Genomic DNA, 16,507 nt, shown 5'->3' with positions numbered 1-16,507 from the left:
GTCATGCAGCCGCCAGCCTTTTCCGCAACTGTGCCGATTTCGTCATCCACCCTGCAGAAAACCATCAAGAACCCCTGCCCCGTTCGGGTCCACTCTATGCCCCACGCAAGCCGCCCAACACCTACAACAGCGCGGCCGTAACAAGCCGCATCACGTGACATCAGACCTGCCTATCCAAAACCTACAAAAAGGCGCACCCATGTCAGGCAAATTCAAGAAACAGCTGTCATTGCTCGACCTCACCTTCATCGGCCTCGGTGCCATCTTCGGCTCCGGCTGGCTGTTCGCCGCCAGCCACGTCTCGGCCATCGCCGGCCCGGCCGGCATCCTCTCCTGGTTCCTCGGCGGTTTCGCCGTGCTGCTGCTGGGCATCGTCTACTGCGAACTCGGCGCCGCCCTGCCGCGTGCCGGTGGCGTGGTGCGCTACCCGGTGTACTCGCACGGCCCGCTGCTCGGCTACCTGATGGGCTTCATCACCCTGATCGCCTTCTCCAGCCTGATCGCCATCGAAGTGGTCGCCTCGCGCCAGTACGCCGCAGCCTGGTTCCCCGGGCTGACCAAGGTCGGCACCAGCGACCCGACCGTGCTCGGCTGGCTGGTGCAGTTCGCCTTGCTGGGGCTGTTCTTCTTCCTCAACTACCGCAGCGTGAAGACCTTCGCCAAGGCCAACAACCTGGTCAGCGTGTTCAAGTTCATCGTGCCGCTGTTGGTGATCGGCGTGCTGTTCAGCTTCTTCAAGCCGGAGAACTTCGAGGTCCAGGGTTTCGCCCCGTTCGGCCTGTCCGGCGTGGAAATGGCGGTGTCGGCCGGTGGCATCATCTTCGCCTACCTGGGCCTGACGCCGATCATTTCGGTGGCCAGCGAGGTGAAGAACCCGCAGCGCACCATCCCGATCGCGCTGATCCTTTCGGTGCTGCTGTCCACCGCGATCTATGCGCTGCTGCAACTGGCCTTCCTCGGCAGCGTGCCGACCGAGATGCTCGCCAACGGCTGGGCTGCGGTGACCAAGGAACTGGCCCTGCCCTACCGTGACATCGCCCTGGCCCTGGGGGTCGGCTGGCTGGCCTACCTGGTGGTGGCCGACGCGGTGATCTCGCCCAGCGGTTGCGGCAACATCTACATGAACGCCACGCCGCGCGTGGTCTATGGCTGGGCGCAGACTGGCACCTTCTTCAAGTACTTCACCCGCATCGACGCCGAGTCCGGCATCCCGCGCCCGGCGCTGTGGCTGACCTTCGGCCTGTCGGTGTTCTGGACCTTGCCGTTTCCTTCCTGGGAAGCGCTGATCAACGTGGTGTCCGCGGCCCTGGTACTGAGCTACGCCGTGGCCCCGGTCACCGTCGCCGCCCTGCGCCGCAATGCGCCGGACATGCCGCGCCCGTTCCGGGTCAAGGGCATGGGCGTGCTCGGCCCACTGTCGTTCATCATCGCCGCGCTGATCGTCTACTGGTCGGGCTGGAACACCGTGTCCTGGCTGCTGGCCCTGCAGATCGTGATGTTCGTGCTGTACCTGCTGTGCGGTCGCTTCGTCCCGACCCAGCACCTGTCGCTGGCCCAGCAAGTACGTTCGTCGGCCTGGCTGATCGGCTTCTACGCCGTGACCATCCTGTTGTCCTGGCTGGGCAGCTTCGGCGGCCTGGGCGTGCTCGGTCACCCGTTCGACACCCTGGCCGTGGCCGCCTGCGCCCTGGGCATCTACTACTGGGGCGCCGCCACCGGCGTGCCGGCCCACATGGTGCGCCTGGAAGGCGACGATGAAAGCGAAGCCAGCACTGAAACCTATACCGGCCGCCCCGCCGCCGTCGCCTCCTGACCCTTCAAGCAATGGACACGCCCATGAAACAGATTCACGTCATCGACTCACATACCGGCGGCGAACCGACCCGCCTGGTGATGAAAGGCTTCCCACAATTGCACGGGCGCAGCATGGCCGAACAGCGCGACGAACTGCGCGAGCGGCACGATCAATGGCGCCGTGCCTGCCTGCTGGAGCCACGCGGCAACGATGTGCTGGTCGGCGCGCTGTATTGCCCACCGGTCTCGGCCGACGCCACCTGCGGGGTGATCTTCTTCAACAACGCCGGCTACCTGAACATGTGCGGCCACGGCACCATCGGCCTGGTCGCCTCGCTGCGGCACCTGGGCCTGATCGAGCCTGGCGTGCACAAGATCGACACGCCAGTCGGCCAGGTCAGCGCCACCCTGCATGAAGACGGCGCCATTACCGTGGGCAACGTACCGTCCTACCGCTACCGCCAGCAAGTGGCGGTGGACGTGCCCGGCCATGGCGTGGTGCGCGGCGACATCGCCTGGGGCGGCAACTGGTTCTTCCTGGTAGCCGAACACGGCCAGCGCATCGAACTGGACAACCGCGAAGCCCTCACCGAGTACACCTGGGCCATGCTCAAGGCCCTCGAAGCCCAAGGCATCAGCGGCGAAAACGGTGCGCCGATCGATCACGTCGAGCTGTTCGCCGACGACGCCAATGCCGACAGCCGCAACTTCGTCATGTGCCCCGGCAAGGCCTACGACCGCTCGCCCTGCGGCACCGGCACCAGCGCCAAGCTGGCCTGCCTGGCCGCCGACGGCAAGCTCGAAGAAGGCCAGACCTGGGTCCAGGCCAGCATCACCGGCAGCCAGTTCCATGGCCGCTACGAACGCGACGGCGAACGCATTCGCCCGTTCATCACCGGCCGCGCCTACATGACCGCCGACAGCACCCTGCTGATCGACGAACAGGATCCATTCGCCTGGGGCATCTGAACCCGGCTTCTTAAACCACTGAATATCGCCAGGAGTGACAACAATGACTGACAACATCTTCACCGGCACCATGCCCGCCCTCATGACCCCGTGCACCGCCGAACGCAAGCCGGACTTCGACGCCCTGGTGCGCAAAGGCCGCGAGCTGATCGAGGCCGGCATGAGCGCCGTGGTCTACTGCGGCTCGATGGGCGACTGGCCGCTGCTGACCGAAGCCGAGCGCCAGGAAGGCGTGGCCCGCCTGGTGGCCGCTGGCATCCCGACCATCGTCGGCACCGGCGCGGTGAATACCCGCGAAGCCGTGGCCCACGCTGCCCACGCAGCCAAGGTCGGCGCCGCCGGCCTGATGGTCATCCCCCGCGTGCTCAGCCGCGGAGCTTCGCTGATTGCCCAGAAACACCACTTCTCGGCAATTCTCGCGGCTGCGCCGAAGCTGCCGGCGGTGATCTACAACAGCCCTTACTACGGCTTTGCCACCCGCGCCGACCTGTTCTTCGAACTGCGCCGCGAATTCCCCAACCTGATCGGCTTCAAGGAGTTCGGCGGTGGCGCCGACCTGCGCTACGCCGCCGAGCACATCACCTCCCAGGATAACGACGTGACCCTGATGGTCGGCGTCGATACCCAGGTGGTACATGGCTTCGTCAACTGCGCCGCCACCGGTGCCATCACCGGCATCGGCAACGCCCTGCCGCGTGAAGTGCTGCAGCTGGTAAGCCTGAGCAAGCAGGCCGCCAAGGGCGACGCCAAGGCCCGCCGCCTGGCGCGTGAGCTGGAGGCCGCACTGGCGGTGCTGTCGTCGTTCGATGAGGGCTGCGACCTGGTGCTGTACTACAAGCACCTGATGGTGCTCAACGGCGACACCGAGTACCGCCTGCACTTCAACGAAACCGACGTGCTGACCGACGCCCAGCGCAACTACGCCGAGCAGCAGTACGCGCTGTTCCGCAAGTGGTACGCCAGCTGGTCGGCCGAGCAAAACCTGGCCTGACCCCGAAACGCACTGCGGCCCCTGTGGGAGCGGGTTCACCCGCGAACACCGGCGAAGCCGGTGCCATGCACCGAGTCGCCCTCTTCGCGGGTAAACCCGCTCCCACAGGGGGCGTGGTACCCCCTGATACTGAATTCGACGTCAAAGGACGCCCCATGACCCTGACAGGCAACCTGCTGATCGGCCAGTCTGCCGTGCCCGGCAGCCGCGATGCGATCCGCGCCATCGACCCGGCCACCAACCTGGTCCTCGAACCCGCCTACGCCGGCGGCACCGGCGAACACGTGGCCCAGGCCTGCGCTCTGGCTTGGGCGGCGTTCGACAGCTTCCGGGAAACCTCGCTGGAGCAACGCGCCCGTTTCCTCGAAACCATCGCCAGCGAAATCGAAGCACTGGGCGATGCCCTGGTCGACCGCGCCGTGGCCGAAAGCGGCCTGCCCAAGGCGCGCATCCAGGGCGAGCGTGGCCGCACCTGCATGCAATTACGCACCTTTGCCCGCGTGGTCCGCAGTGGCGAATGGCTGGATGTGCGGGTCGACCACGCCCAGCCCGAGCGCCAGCCGCTGCCGCGTGCCGACCTGCGCCAACGCCAGGTGGCCCTGGGCCCGGTGGCGGTGTTCGGTGCCAGCAACTTCCCCCTGGCCTTCTCGGTCGCCGGCGGCGACACCGCCTCGGCGCTGGCCGCCGGTTGCCCGGTGGTGGTCAAGGCCCACGCCGCGCACCCCGGCACCAGCGAACTGGTCGGCCAGGCCGTGGCCCGCGCGGTCAGACACTGCGGCCTGCCGGAAGGCGTGTTCTCGCTGCTGTACGGCGCCGGCCGTGAAGTCGGCATTGCCCTGGTCAGCGACCCGCGCATCAAGGCGGTCGGTTTCACCGGTTCGCGCAGCGGTGGCATTGCCTTGTGCCAAGCCGCCCAGGCGCGCCCAGAGCCGATTCCGGTCTACGCCGAGATGAGCTCGATCAACCCGGTGTTCCTCTTCGATGCAGCCCTGCAGGCCCGTGCCGAAGCGTTGGCGCAAGGCTTCGTTGCCTCGCTGACCCAGGGCGCCGGGCAGTTCTGCACCAACCCCGGGCTGGTGATCGCCCGCCAGGGGCCGGCACTGCAGCGCTTCATCGACGCGGCCAGTGAGCAAGTGCGCCAGGCCGCCGCGCAGACCATGCTCACCCCAGGCATTTTCAGCGCCTATGCCGCTGGCACTGCAGCCCTGGCCAGCAACGCCAACGCAAGCGTTGCCGCCAGCGGGCAGGCACAACAAGGGCCGAACCAGTGCCAGGCGCAGCTGTTCGTGACCCAGGCCGAAGCGTTTCTCAGCGACCCGGCGTTGCAGGCCGAAGTGTTTGGCGCGGCTTCGCTGGTGGTGGCCTGCGCCAGCGACGCGCAGGTCCGCCAGGTGGCCGAGCACCTTGAGGGGCAGCTGACCGCCACGCTGCAGCTGGACGATGCCGACGTCGACAGCGCCCGCGCTCTGCTGCCGACCCTGGAACGCAAGGCCGGGCGCATTCTGGTCAACGGCTGGCCGACCGGTGTCGAAGTGTGCGATGCGATGGTCCACGGCGGGCCGTTCCCGGCCACTTCCGACGCCCGCACCACCTCGGTCGGCACCGCAGCCATCCTGCGTTTCCTGCGCCCGGTGTGCTACCAGGACTTCCCCGATGCCCTGCTGCCACAGGCGCTCCAGCGCGGCAACCCGCTGCAGCTGCGGCGCTTGCTTGACGGTAAACGGGAAGGTTGAGCATGGTCGACGCCCCTGAAACCGATATCGCCGTGGTGGGCGCAGGCATCGTTGGCGTTGCCTGCGCCCTGCAACTGGCCCGCCAGGGCCGACGGGTGCTGCTGCTCGACCACCAGCCGCCCGGCCATGGTGCGTCCTACGGCAATGCCGGGCACCTGGCCACCGAGCAGGTGTTCCCCATTGCCGACCTGTCGATCCTCAAGCGCCTGCCGCGCATGCTGCTCGACCCGATGGGCCCGCTGCGCCTGGACTGGAAGTACCTGCCCAAGGCCATGCCTTGGTTCACCCGGCTGCTGCTCAACCTGCGCCCGGCGCCGTTCCAGCGCAGCGTGGCCGGTATCCGCGCGCTGAACGAAGGCAGCCTGGGAGCCTGGCAGCGCTTGCTCGGCTCGATCGGGCACAGCGAGCTGTTCAAGGAAGATGGCTCGCTGCTGGTGTTCGAACGGCCCGAGTCGCGCCAGGCGCTGCAAGCCTTGCAGGCGCGCATGCAGCAGCAGAACGTGGCGGTGGATTTCTGGTCGGCCGAAAGCGTGCGCGAGGCAGCACCGCAGCTCAACCCTGCGCTGCTGGGTGGCTTGTTCTTCCCGCGTACCGGGCACTTCATCGACCCGTACCGGGTGGTCTGTGCACTGTTCGAGGCTGCCAGGGCCAGCGGTGTGCGTTTCGTCCAGGCGCGGGTTGCGGGTGGGCAACTGCACGGCAACGGGGTCAGCCTGGCCAGTGACCAAGGCACGTTCCAGGCGCGCCAGGTGCTGCTCAGCTGCGGCGCACATTCTGCGCAGCTGACGGCGGCGCTGACCGGCAAGCATGTGCCGCTGGACACCGAGCGCGGTTACCACCTGATGCTGCCGCAGGAGCAGCAACGGCTGCCCTTCGCGGTCACCTCGCTGGAGCGCAAGTTCATCATGACGCCCATGGCGGACGGGCTGCGCCTGGCCGGCACGGTGGAATTTGCCGGGCTCGATGCCCCGCCGAGCATGCAGCGGGCGTGGCAATTGCACCGGTTGAGCAAGGGCTTGTTCCAGCGGGACCTGAGTGCTGAAGGCGCAACGCCATGGATGGGCTTCAGACCGTCGCTGCCGGACTCGTTGCCGGTGATCGATCGGGTGTGCGATGGCCGCGTGCTGTTGGCGTTCGGGCATCAGCATCTGGGGCTGACCCAGGCGGCGGTGACGGCGGAATGGGTGGGGGGGCTGGCTGAGCAGTCGGCCGGTTCGCAGACCGCAGCCTACCGGTTGGAACGATTCTAGCCTGCACCGGCCTCTTCGCGGGCAAGCCCGCTCCCACAGGGGCAATCCGTAGCTGTGGGAGCGGGTTCACCCACGAATGGGCTGCAAAGCAGCCCCATGCGAGTTCAGCGATAGCGCTCGAGCCAGTGTGCATAAGGTGCCGGCAAGGTCCAGGAGGCCTTCTCAACACCCAGTTCCTTGGCCGCGAAATACGCCCAATGCGGGTCGGCCAGATGCGCGCGGCCTACCGATACCAGGTCCAGCTGGTTGGCCTGCAAGGCCGCCTCAGCCAGCTGCGGCGTCCCAAAGCCCCACGCCGACGTCACCGGCAGGCCCGCCTCACGACGTACGCGCTCGGCAATCGGCCCCATGAACGCCGGGCCCCATGGGATGTTGGTTTCAGGAATGGTGAAGCCAACGCTGACGCTCAGCAGGTCCAGGCCACCGGCCTTGAACATGCGCGCCAACTCGATGGACTCATCCAGGGTCTGCTGGTCACGACCGTCATACTCCAGTACACCGAAGCGCGCAGTCAGCGGCAGGTTTTCCGGCCACACCTCGCGCACCGCTGCCAGGGTTTCCAGCAGGAAGCGGCTGCGGTTCTCGAAGCTGCCGCCGTACGCATCGGTGCGCTGGTTGGAATGCTCGGAGAAGAAGCTCTGCCCCAGGTAGCCATGGGCAAAGTGCAGCTCGATCCACTCGAAGCCGGCATCACGCGCACGGCGCGCGGCGTCGACGAAATCCTGTTTCACCCGGGCAATGTCGTCCAGGCTCATCTCGCGCGGTGCCTTCGGCAGGTGCGCGCCAAAGGCGACAGCCGACGGGGCGATGGTTTCCCAGCCGCGAGCATCGTCGGCAGCGATGTGGTCGTCCCCTTCCCATGGGCGGTTGGCGCTGGCTTTGCGCCCGGCGTGGGCAATCTGGATGCCCGGCACCGAGCCTGCTGCCTTGATCGCCTTCACCACCGGCACGAAGGCCTGGGCATGGGCGTCACTCCAGATCCCGGCACAGCCGGGGGTGATGCGCCCTTCCGGCGCCACGGCGGTGGCCTCGACCACCAGCAGGCCGGCGCCGCCACGGGCCAGGCCAGCGTAATGCACCTGGTGCCAGTCGTTGATCAGGCCGTCCTCGGCCATGTACTGGCACATCGGTGGAATGGCGATGCGGTTGCGCAAGGTGACATCTTTGAGGGAGTAAGGTTGGAACAGGGCAGACATGGGCAAACTCCGAGGATCATCTGAATACGATAGTTCGATCATAATCGAACTATGGCAATTAATGAAACCCCCGTTATCATGTCGGTCATGCGAGCCTACCAACATCCCAACCCTGAAGACCTGATTCTCGAGCGTGTGCTCTATGCACTGAGCGACCCGGTGCGCCTGGGCATCGTCCGCCACCTGGCCGGCGTGGCCGAGGCCAGCTGCGGCGAGCTCGATGGCGGGCGGCCGAAGTCGAGCATGTCGCACCATTTTCGCGTGTTGCGTGATGCGGGGTTGGTGCATACCCGCAATGTCGGGACCACCCACATGAATTCGCTGCGCAGCGAAATGCTGGCCGAGCGGTTTCCAGGGTTGCTGGACTGCATACTGCGGCAGAACTGATTTCAGCCTGTACTGGCCTCTTCGCGGGTAAACCCGCTCCCACAAGGAAAGTGCAAAGCCAGAGGGCAGCGCCGTACCTGTGGGAGCGGGTTTACCCGCGAAGAGGCCAGTACAGGCAACATCACTCCTTGCGCAGGGCAAACCGGCACACCTGCCCGCCCCTCAACATGCATTCCTCATGGCTGACCTCGGCGCCGCCGAGCGTGCCGATCAAGGCCAGATCCAGCTCGCACACCACTGGATGCGCCTTGGCCAGGTGATGAAATACGCAATTGTGCGCCACGATCTGCGGCTCGCCTGAAGAACGGAAAAACACCTCGGCTTCGTACCCCGCCGCATTCATGTGCTCGACGATCCGCGCTTCATCCACCACCTCAGGCTCCATGTCCGCCGCCAGCATGCGCCCAAGCCGACGCATCAGCGCCATCAAGGCGTCCTGCCCCATCAAGCCAGCCACTTCGCCAATCAGCAGGTTGGCCAGCAGTGGATACTGCCGTGGAAACAACTCGCGGCCATGCTCGGTCAGCTGGTGCAATTGCTCCGGCCGGCGCCCGGTGGGCCGGGTAGCGCCGCGCTTGACCAGGCCGTCGCGCTCCAGTGCGGCCAGGTGCTGGCGCACCGCCGTGCGGGTAACGGCCAGGGCCTGCGCCAGCTCGTCGATGCTCATGCCGGCTGGCTGATGCAGCAACGCGTGGAGCAGGTCCTGTTGCGTACGACCCAGGCCTTCGAGCATCAGAACTTGTCCGGGAACTGCTTGACCAGTGCCGCCGTGAGGGCGTCGGACAAGGTCAGGATATGCTCGCGCATCATCGCCCAGGTGCGCGCCTCGCCAGCGTAGTCACCGGCGGCCAGCTGATCGATCTGCGCCACGTGGTGGCCACCGTGGGCGCTGAGCAAGGTCAGCAGGGTCTGCTCCGGCAGGTTCGGGTTGGCGTTGGCCAGGAACGCGGCTATGGCTTTGGCATTGCTGCCCAGGTCGTTGACGGCAGCCTGCTGGCCCTTCTTGTCCTTGGCCACGGTGGCATCGCTGTAATGCTTGATCGCCCCCCAGTGGCCGGCAAGCAGCTTGAGCAACTGGTCGGCGGCGGCCTGACCGTACAGCGGGGCGATGCTGTTGGCGATCCTGGTGGCGTCGGCCACCACTTCGTTGGCGGCGACTGCGGCCTGCTTGGCATTGCCGGCCTGGTTGGCGACGGCATAGTTGCGTACCCAGAAGATGTGCTCGCCCCACAGATCGCGCAGGGCCATGCGCATGGTCATTGCAGCGGATTCAGCGGGTTTGGCGGCGGGGGTTGCAGAGGAGTAGGAGTAGCTTTGGCTCCATGCCGGCTGGGCGCACAGGGCGAGCAGCAGTAAGGCGGCAATCTTGATGTTCATGACGGCACCCTCCTGGAGGGGATCGACTGACAAGATTAATTTAAGCATCAAAATATGTTTTTATCGGGCCGACGACGATATTCCGATCAATGGTCTATCCGCTGAAAGCAAGAAGCCACAGGTTCCCCGGTGGCTTCTGCGTGCGGCCCTGCAAAGTCAGGCGCTGATGGCGTCAAAACTGCGTATGGGTGTGGGTATCGCGCCGAACAGCGTGAACTCTTCTTCGATGATCCACGGCTCTTTCATGATCAGGTACACATCGAGAAAATCGGAGAAGCCAGGCCAGATGGACAGTTCGTTGGCCTCGGCAACCGCACGCGACAGCACACCCACGCCGCCAAAGCTCTTGATCATGGAAACACTGACGATCTCACTGCCGGAGTGGAACACGGTTGCAGCCTCCAGCATGCCGGGCCGGCGCTCGGCGAAGCGGGAGAAAATCGAGGAATATGGGCACTCGGGCAATGGCTTGATCACCGCACAGGGCGCTGAACGGTCATTGCTGGAAGACGAGGCGACGACTTCGATGCGCAAGCCCTTGAGCGGTACCGAATGATAGTTCTCGGGAACACTGTCGCCCAGCACCACCACCATGTCCGCTTCGTCCTTGGCCAGCTTGGTCAGGTTGTCGGGCGATTCCGAGCAACTGAAGATAGGGTTGTAGCCTGACAACTTGCTGACCACGCCGGCCATGATCTGCTGGTTGATTTCCATCGACAGCGTGCTGTTCAAGGCAACGCGCAACGGCAGGCGCTGATTCCGGCTCTGGCGCAACTGATTGATCTTCAACTGCATGCGCTCGGAAGAGCGCACGATTTCCAGGACGTGCGGCAGGATACCCACACCTTCCTGGGTCAGCGATACCCCTTTGTTGGTCCGGTCGAACAACTTGAAGCCGCAATGATCTTCGAGCTTTTTCAACTGAGCGGCCAAGGCCTGGACCGTGACATGCACCTGTTCGGCCGCATCGGTGATCGACCCCGTTCGGGCGACGTTCACGATGTTTTTGAGCACCTTGATGTCCATTCAATCTCCCTCCCCATTCCGCTGACGCAGACCGCCTACGAAAGCCACGAGGATAACGCACAACAGCCGGCACTGTCTGCCCACTAACGGTGCACGCCGGCCGGGTAGCAAGCAACGGTTGAGGCACGTCAAAAAAAAGTGAAGTTTCGGCGCGCACTCCAACTGTTAGATTTTCGCCAGCTTTAAATAAGAAGAGATGGCCATGCTGACACTTAACAGAAACATCGATGCTGCCCTGCGACAAAACAAGACGGTCAACGTCATGGGCAGTGATTATACGTTGAACGGCGGTTTCAAAGAGTTTGTCGAGTTTTCCAAAAGTTGGGAAACGATGGGGATCGACCGTTATTACGGCCAGGCTGAAAAAGGCACCCGCTACCGCCGTTACAGTGACTTCGACTTCAACCCGGTCACCGGTGAGCTGTGCCAGCTCAATCACCGTGCCTATGAACAATCGGAGGCGCACAACAACTATGTCGGCGGCATGGCGCGCCATTTCGATGACATTTCCGCCGACGTGTTCAACTCACCGATACTCCGCTCGCTGATTCGCCTGGATTTCGACGTTTATAAAGCTGTGCTGCCCAAAGAGCTGCACACGGTCAACTGGCAATGCCAGGTGCACCAGATCCGTATCGAGATCAAACCAGGGGCGCAAATCGAAATCACCCCAGAAGGTATTCACTGCGACGGTTATCCGTTCAGCGGCGTGCACTTCTGGGGCCGTCACAACGTCGAGGGTGCCACCAGCAAGATCTACGACAAACAGTCGAATGTGATCGATTCCGGCACGTACCTGAATATTCTCGACACCACGTACTTCCTCGATCGCGAACTGCAGCACTACGTCACGCCGGCGATCAACCCGAGTAACTCTGAAATGGGCTATCGGCAGATCATCGCGATTTCCTTCTCTCGACCGGGCAGCGAGCATGACATTATCGACTAGTTACATCGGTACGACGCCGAAGTTGTTCCCGGCCGAACACATCAATGGCTTGAGCATCAAGAAAGCCACGCCCTTCCAGGCCCGCAAGATTGTCGATTTCTTCCGCCGCTTCGAGGAGACCTCGTTCTGCGACTGGCAGGACGAAGGGCTGCTCAAGGGTTTGCTCGGCACCGAGCACACCTATTGCTACGTGGCCGAGAACCAGACCGGCAGCATCGTCGGCGCGGTCGCAGGGGGCTTGATGGGCACCCGGGGTACCATCAACCACATGGCGGTGGCGCCGGACTATCGCCAGAGCAGGATCGGCACCTCACTGGCCAATTCGATTCTCAGCGACTTCCGCCAGCACGGTATTCGCCGGGTGTTTCTGTTCGTTGAAGAGGACAACGTCAACGCACTGAGCTTCTGGCAGAAACAAGGCTTCCTGCAAACCCGTGGTGAAATCACCTGCGAGGTCGACCTGTGACCTCGTCGGTGTTGCTGACCACCTCGCGCAAGGAGAGCCTGGTCGACGCCCTGCCGATCGTCACCGGCTATTTCGTCGTCAGCTTCGTGTTCGGTGTCATGTGCATCAACGCCGGCCTGCCCTTGTGGCTGCCGGCCGCCATGTGCCTGTTCGTCTACGCCGGGGCAGCGCAGTTCGCCGCCCTGGCACTGATGACCAGCAGCGCGCCGCTGATCACCATTGCCTTGTCGACCTTGCTGATCAATTCGCGGCACATGCTGATGGCGATGTACATGTCCAAACGCAGCGCACAACTGCCGATCAGCAAGCCGCAGAAGTTGCTGTACGCGTTCGGCCTGACCGATGAGTCCTTCGCCTTCCACAGCCAACGCCTGGAAAACGGCAGGCCGACCTCGCCTGGTTATCTGCTGCAGTTCAATACCTATTGCCATGCCAGCTGGATCGCCGGTGCGGTGTTTGGTGCGGTGGCCTCGGATGCATTGAACCGGTTTTCCCAGTTCAAGCTGGACTATGCCCTGACCGCCATGATGATCTTCGTGCTGATATCGCTGTGCAGCACCTTCACCAAAGCCATCATCGCGTTGGTGGTGATCGTTACCACGTGCCTGCTGAACATGTTTGCGCCCTCGCCCCTCAACGTATTCATCGCAACCGCCGTAGGCTGTGGAGCCGGGTTATGCCTGAAAAGAACTACCTGATCGCAGCGGTGATGCTGATGGCTGCCATCACCTACCTGACCCGCGCGACACCGTTTCTGTTGAAGATGGAGAAGTCCCCCAAGCTGTTCAATGACGTCATTGAATACCTGCCGGTGGCAATCATCGCCAGCATCACCGTACCGGCCCTGCTGGTAGCCAAGGATGGTTCGCTGCTGGGCCTGAATGCTGACTTGCTGGCAGCCATTCCGGTGGTCATCGTCGCACTCTGGTCGAGAAGCCTGATCTACAGCGTGTGTGCCGGCGTTGCTGGGCACGTGGCGATCACGCTGTTGGCTTGAGGCCCGGATGTGAAAAGGAAACCGCTATGAGCCTTGCTCGCCGGAAAGTCACCCTGACCAACCTGAGTGAATTTTCCCGCCTGATGCCCAAGGTTCCACGTGACCGGGTGATCGATGAAATGGCTGACCTGTCGCTGGAGTGCTCACTGGCCTATGCCTTGAGCAAGACGTTCTTGCGCGATGGCTGGATCGCCGAGTACCGCCACCTGCATGCAGCTGCGCACTTGAGCACGGACAACGACCTGCTGCTGTTCGCCACTTCGGGAAGCTTGAAGCTGGAAATGGCCGATGGTACGGAACTGCACGTCATGCACGGCGATCAGGTGGTGCTCAGGGCGGCCACCGAGGCGAAAGTGTTCCCCGTCAGTGACGAGGGTGGCGTGAGTTTTCTGGCACTGGCTGTAGACCTCAACCTGACCGAGGTGCTGCAGGAGCTTGCCATCGACAGCGACATGCCGAAACAGCCATAAAAAAAGCCACGGGGGTCACCCGTGGCTTTTTCTCACACACATCGCCTGATCAAAGCGCCATGTCGTTCTCGGGTTTGCTTTCAACCGGCTTGCTCGGCGCAACGGTGGTACCGACGCTGTCGTCGATCACCGGTGGTTTCTCCAGCTGCAGCACCTCAGCGGTGTAGTTCCACTCTTTCTGGGTGGCCGCTGCCGAATCGTTCAGCTTGGTACCGTAGCTCGGTACGATTTCCTTGATCTTGGCCTGCCACTCAGGGGTAGCGACCTTTTCCTTGAACACGGTTTCCAGCACGTTCAGCATGATCGGCGCGGCGGTCGAGGCACCTGGCGAGGCGCCCAGCAGGCCAGCGATAGTGCGGTCCTGGGAAGCCACCACTTCGGTGCCCAGCTTCAGTACGCCGCCCTTCTCTTCGTCACGCTTGATGATCTGCACACGCTGACCGGCCTGCCACAGCTTCCAGTCTTCCTTCTTGGCGTTCGGGAAGTAGGTGCGCAGGGCTTCGAAGCGGTCGTCATCCGACAGCATCAGCTGACCGGCGAGGTACTCGACCAGTGGGTACTGGTCGATACCGACCTTGGTCATCGGCCACACGTTGTGGGTGGTGGTGCTGCTCAGCAGGTCCAGGTACGAACCGTTCTTCAGGAACTTGGTCGAGAAGGTAGCGAATGGGCCAAACAGGATCACGCGCTTGCCGTCCAGCACACGGGTGTCCAGGTGCGGTACCGACATGGGTGGCGCACCGGTCGAGGCGATGCCGTAGGCCTTGGCCATGTGCTGCATGGCCACGGTCGGGTTCTCGGTTACCAGGAACGAACCGCCCACTGGGAAGCCTGCGTATTCCTTGGCTTCAGGAATGCCCGACTTCTGCAGCAGCTTCAGCGCGCCGCCGCCGGCACCGATGAACAGGAACTTGGCGTCGGTGGCCGACTCGGTCCCATCCTTGAGGTTCTTGTACTCGACGTGCCAGGAGCCGTCTTCGTTGCGGGTGATGTCCTGCACTTCGCTGGACAGCTTCAGCTCGAAGCCTTTCTGGGTCTGCAGGTGGCCAACGAACTGGCGGGTGATTTCGCCGAAGTTGACGTCGGTGCCGATGGGCGTCCAGGTGACCGCCAGCTTCTGGTTCGGGTCACGGCCTTCCATCATCAGCGGGACCCACTTGGCGATCTGCGCGTGGTCCTCGGAGTACTGCATCGGGCGGAACAGCGGGCTGGCCTGCAGCGCGTCGTAACGCTTCTTGAGGAACTTGATGTTGTCATCGCCCCAGACGAAGCTCATGTGCGGGGTGGTGTTGATGAACGAGTGCGGGTTCTTCAGCACGCCCTGACGAACCTGCCACGACCAGAACTGGCGGGAGATCTGGAAGGCTTCGTTGATTTCGATGGCCTTGGAGATGTTGACGTTGCCGTCTTTGTCTTCCGGGGTGTAGTTCAGCTCGGCCAGCGCGGAGTGGCCGGTACCGGCGTTGTTCCAGCCGTTGGAGCTTTCTTCGGCGACGCCGTCCAGGCGCTCGACCATTTCCATCGACCAGCTTGGCTCCAGCTCGTGCAGCCACACGGCCAGGGTGGAGCTCATGATGCCGCCGCCGACCAGCAGCACATCGACTTTCTTGGTTTCTGCGGCGTGCGCTTGCATGAAGCTCGCAGCGACAGCCAGACCCAGCAAGGTCTTGCCAGCTTTCTTGAACATTGATCAATTCCAGTCAGTAGAACGGAGGTTGGGCCTGTGGCTGGCCCAGAGTATTCCTTGTTCTTCAGCGCAGGCTTGTTGTAGTTGATTGTTCAGCAGCCAGAGAACCAGAAAACGACTCAGGCTTTCGTCGAATTGACCGACAAAGCTGAATCGTTTCGCCGATTGTAACCGAAATGCCAGCACAAACAAATTGATGAACCCCAGGTCAAGTAGGCAATTTGCCCCAGCGGCAGGTTGTCACGCCGGGGGAACATCTATCCTGGTGTGGCACGTGAACAACCTCACAAAGCCGCGGCACCCGAACGTCCAAAACGTGAACAGGTCAACGTTGGCATTTGCACCCGTCACCTGGCGCTCTATACCTGAGTGCGCAACATGCCATTTCGGCACTCACTCAGGTTCAAGGAGACACTGCATGGAAGCCTTTTTCGCACTGACCACCGCCGACAACGCCCCAGAGTTCATCTTCAAGCTGACCAACCCGGGGCGCATCGAGGAAGCACGCCGCATCCTGTCCGGCGAAGAGAAAAGCAAGGTCCACGTCCATGGCCGCCTGATCAAGCGTCCGCAACCCTATAACCCACGTTGGAGCTTCTACCTGGACCCGGACACGATCAACTTCTTCGAGATGGCAATCGAGGTGTGTGACGCCACCACTCAGTATGTTGAAGAACACCTCGATGAAGCCGGCGGCGCCTTCCTGCCGGGCTTGCATTGGTGCCCATGGTCTTCACGACTGACCCGCGAGATCAAGGAATGACCCGCTGAACGAGCAGGCCGACCTGCAGAAGCCCACACTGGCTACCTCGCTGTAAACACAGCAGCAGAAAAGGCCCCTGGAAACTGATAATTGCCAGGGGCTTTTTTATTGCCAAGCGCCTTGAATCCGGGAAGTAGCAATATACGTCGCATTACATGCCCTCCATCACCCAATTCTGGTGTTGCGCCCCCAGAACTGGGTTGCCCAGTTCGTGAACACAGGCGTTGTGAATATATTTTTTACAATTGGTAACAGTTTTACGCGGGTCGCCTTTCCAACCTGGCACTGGCACAACACGTGCTTTGACCGTTATGGCTCAAGGAACTCCCTCTCGCGACCATGTCCGGAACCGGCCAGTACATCGCCGCTCGAGATCGATGGAAATCCCCTGACTCGGAATTCCATGACGAGCCGGTTATTCGATATCCGTATCGCTCCGTAGTTATTGCACA

At 62.9% G+C, this 16,507-nt stretch carries 17 protein-coding genes; 12 read left to right on the top strand and 5 right to left on the bottom strand.

Going from position 1 to position 16,507, the window contains the following annotated elements; all coding sequences use genetic code 11:
• Positions 1-199: 199 nt before the first annotated feature.
• The 5 genes from OCX61_RS06250 (at position 200) to OCX61_RS06230 (ending at position 6,737) form a co-directional block, all read left to right on the top strand.
• Positions 200-1,813, top strand: coding sequence for an APC family permease (locus OCX61_RS06250; protein WP_261943039.1), 1,614 nt, complete (start codon positions 200-202; stop codon positions 1,811-1,813).
• A 23-nt stretch (positions 1,814-1,836) separates the two neighbouring features.
• Positions 1,837-2,763, top strand: a complete 927-nt coding sequence (locus OCX61_RS06245; protein WP_261943038.1) for a 4-hydroxyproline epimerase — start codon at positions 1,837-1,839, stop codon at positions 2,761-2,763.
• A gap of 43 nt (positions 2,764-2,806) precedes the next feature.
• A complete protein-coding gene (locus OCX61_RS06240) occupies positions 2,807-3,754 on the top strand; it encodes a dihydrodipicolinate synthase family protein (protein ID WP_261943037.1) in 948 nt (315 codons plus the stop codon).
• 155 nt (positions 3,755-3,909) lie between these two features.
• Positions 3,910-5,487 (top strand): aldehyde dehydrogenase (NADP(+)), encoded by a 1,578-nt coding sequence (locus OCX61_RS06235; RefSeq protein ID WP_261943036.1) that lies wholly within the window; start codon positions 3,910-3,912, stop codon positions 5,485-5,487.
• A 2-nt stretch (positions 5,488-5,489) separates the two neighbouring features.
• A complete protein-coding gene (locus OCX61_RS06230; protein ID WP_261943035.1) occupies positions 5,490-6,737 on the top strand; it encodes an NAD(P)/FAD-dependent oxidoreductase in 1,248 nt (415 codons plus the stop codon).
• Between the two features lie 104 nt (positions 6,738-6,841).
• On the opposite strand, the gene xenA is transcribed toward OCX61_RS06230, so the two are convergent.
• A complete protein-coding gene (gene xenA, locus OCX61_RS06225; protein WP_261943034.1) occupies positions 6,842-7,933 on the bottom strand; it encodes a xenobiotic reductase XenA in 1,092 nt (363 codons plus the stop codon).
• Positions 7,934-7,984: 51 nt separating this feature from the next.
• On the opposite strand from xenA, the gene OCX61_RS06220 reads away from it, so the two are divergent.
• Positions 7,985-8,320 (top strand): ArsR/SmtB family transcription factor, encoded by a 336-nt coding sequence (locus OCX61_RS06220; protein WP_261943033.1) that lies wholly within the window; start codon positions 7,985-7,987, stop codon positions 8,318-8,320.
• Between the two features lie 121 nt (positions 8,321-8,441).
• Here OCX61_RS06220 and OCX61_RS06215 read toward each other — a convergent pair whose 3' ends face one another.
• From OCX61_RS06215 to OCX61_RS06205, 3 genes are all read right to left on the bottom strand, one after another.
• On the bottom strand, positions 8,442-9,053 hold the full coding sequence (locus OCX61_RS06215) for a helix-turn-helix transcriptional regulator (RefSeq protein WP_261943032.1): 612 nt from the start codon (positions 9,051-9,053) through the stop codon (positions 8,442-8,444).
• Positions 9,053-9,697 (bottom strand): hypothetical protein, encoded by a 645-nt coding sequence (locus tag OCX61_RS06210; RefSeq protein ID WP_261943031.1) that lies wholly within the window; start codon positions 9,695-9,697, stop codon positions 9,053-9,055. The genes OCX61_RS06215 and OCX61_RS06210 overlap by 1 nt, the downstream gene beginning before the upstream one ends.
• A gap of 156 nt (positions 9,698-9,853) precedes the next feature.
• On the bottom strand, positions 9,854-10,723 hold the full coding sequence (locus OCX61_RS06205) for a LysR family transcriptional regulator (protein ID WP_261943030.1): 870 nt from the start codon (positions 10,721-10,723) through the stop codon (positions 9,854-9,856).
• Positions 10,724-10,925: 202 nt separating this feature from the next.
• Here OCX61_RS06205 and OCX61_RS06200 point away from each other — a divergent pair, with 202 nt between their 5' ends.
• Genes OCX61_RS06200 through OCX61_RS06180 form a run of 5 tightly spaced genes read left to right on the top strand, consistent with a single transcriptional unit; the run spans position 10,926 to position 13,605 of the window.
• Positions 10,926-11,672, top strand: a complete 747-nt coding sequence (locus OCX61_RS06200) for a 2OG-Fe dioxygenase family protein (protein ID WP_261943029.1) — start codon at positions 10,926-10,928, stop codon at positions 11,670-11,672.
• Positions 11,656-12,138 carry a GNAT family N-acetyltransferase gene (locus tag OCX61_RS06195; protein WP_261943028.1) on the top strand — a complete coding sequence of 161 codons (483 nt, stop codon included), beginning with the start codon at positions 11,656-11,658 and terminating at the stop codon, positions 12,136-12,138. The genes OCX61_RS06200 and OCX61_RS06195 overlap by 17 nt, the downstream gene beginning before the upstream one ends.
• On the top strand, positions 12,135-12,836 hold the full coding sequence (locus OCX61_RS06190; RefSeq protein WP_261943027.1) for an AzlC family ABC transporter permease: 702 nt from the start codon (positions 12,135-12,137) through the stop codon (positions 12,834-12,836). Before OCX61_RS06195 ends, OCX61_RS06190 begins: the two co-directional genes overlap by 4 nt.
• Positions 12,815-13,135, top strand: coding sequence for a branched-chain amino acid transport AzlD family protein (locus OCX61_RS06185; RefSeq protein ID WP_261943026.1), 321 nt, complete (start codon positions 12,815-12,817; stop codon positions 13,133-13,135). Before OCX61_RS06190 ends, OCX61_RS06185 begins: the two co-directional genes overlap by 22 nt.
• Before the next feature lie 26 nt (positions 13,136-13,161).
• Positions 13,162-13,605, top strand: coding sequence for a hypothetical protein (locus OCX61_RS06180; protein ID WP_261943025.1), 444 nt, complete (start codon positions 13,162-13,164; stop codon positions 13,603-13,605).
• Positions 13,606-13,654: 49 nt separating this feature from the next.
• Here OCX61_RS06180 and mqo read toward each other — a convergent pair whose 3' ends face one another.
• Positions 13,655-15,292: a malate dehydrogenase (quinone) gene (mqo, locus tag OCX61_RS06175; protein WP_261943024.1), complete on the bottom strand. Its 1,638-nt coding sequence runs from the start codon at positions 15,290-15,292 to the stop codon at positions 13,655-13,657.
• 418 nt (positions 15,293-15,710) lie between these two features.
• Here mqo and OCX61_RS06170 point away from each other — a divergent pair, with 418 nt between their 5' ends.
• Positions 15,711-16,055, top strand: a complete 345-nt coding sequence (locus OCX61_RS06170; protein ID WP_261943023.1) for a BP74-related protein — start codon at positions 15,711-15,713, stop codon at positions 16,053-16,055.
• The last annotated feature ends 452 nt before the right edge of the window (positions 16,056-16,507 follow it).

It is taken from the genome of Pseudomonas sp. LRP2-20, assembly GCF_024349685.1.
Taxonomy (GTDB): Bacteria; Pseudomonadota; Gammaproteobacteria; order Pseudomonadales; family Pseudomonadaceae; genus Aquipseudomonas.
The sequence above is the reverse complement of the archived record's forward strand: the minus strand, read 5'-3'. Positions and strand labels throughout refer to the sequence as shown.

Coding starts and splice junctions, on each gene's coding strand:
- OCX61_RS06195 (WP_261943028.1), top strand. CDS start 11,656: ATGACATTATCGACTAGTTACATCGGTACGACGCCGAAGTTGTTCCCG.
- OCX61_RS06185 (WP_261943026.1), top strand. CDS start 12,815: ATGCCTGAAAAGAACTACCTGATCGCAGCGGTGATGCTGATGGCTGCC.
- OCX61_RS06205 (WP_261943030.1), bottom strand. CDS start 10,723: ATGGACATCAAGGTGCTCAAAAACATCGTGAACGTCGCCCGAACGGGG.
- OCX61_RS06215 (WP_261943032.1), bottom strand. CDS start 9,053: ATGCTCGAAGGCCTGGGTCGTACGCAACAGGACCTGCTCCACGCGTTG.
- OCX61_RS06180 (WP_261943025.1), top strand. CDS start 13,162: ATGAGCCTTGCTCGCCGGAAAGTCACCCTGACCAACCTGAGTGAATTT.
- OCX61_RS06230 (WP_261943035.1), top strand. CDS start 5,490: ATGGTCGACGCCCCTGAAACCGATATCGCCGTGGTGGGCGCAGGCATC.
- OCX61_RS06235 (WP_261943036.1), top strand. CDS start 3,910: ATGACCCTGACAGGCAACCTGCTGATCGGCCAGTCTGCCGTGCCCGGC.
- OCX61_RS06210 (WP_261943031.1), bottom strand. CDS start 9,697: ATGAACATCAAGATTGCCGCCTTACTGCTGCTCGCCCTGTGCGCCCAG.
- OCX61_RS06240 (WP_261943037.1), top strand. CDS start 2,807: ATGACTGACAACATCTTCACCGGCACCATGCCCGCCCTCATGACCCCG.
- OCX61_RS06170 (WP_261943023.1), top strand. CDS start 15,711: ATGGAAGCCTTTTTCGCACTGACCACCGCCGACAACGCCCCAGAGTTC.
- OCX61_RS06250 (WP_261943039.1), top strand. CDS start 200: ATGTCAGGCAAATTCAAGAAACAGCTGTCATTGCTCGACCTCACCTTC.
- mqo (WP_261943024.1), bottom strand. CDS start 15,292: ATGTTCAAGAAAGCTGGCAAGACCTTGCTGGGTCTGGCTGTCGCTGCG.
- OCX61_RS06245 (WP_261943038.1), top strand. CDS start 1,837: ATGAAACAGATTCACGTCATCGACTCACATACCGGCGGCGAACCGACC.
- OCX61_RS06220 (WP_261943033.1), top strand. CDS start 7,985: ATGGCAATTAATGAAACCCCCGTTATCATGTCGGTCATGCGAGCCTAC.
- OCX61_RS06200 (WP_261943029.1), top strand. CDS start 10,926: ATGCTGACACTTAACAGAAACATCGATGCTGCCCTGCGACAAAACAAG.
- xenA (WP_261943034.1), bottom strand. CDS start 7,933: ATGTCTGCCCTGTTCCAACCTTACTCCCTCAAAGATGTCACCTTGCGC.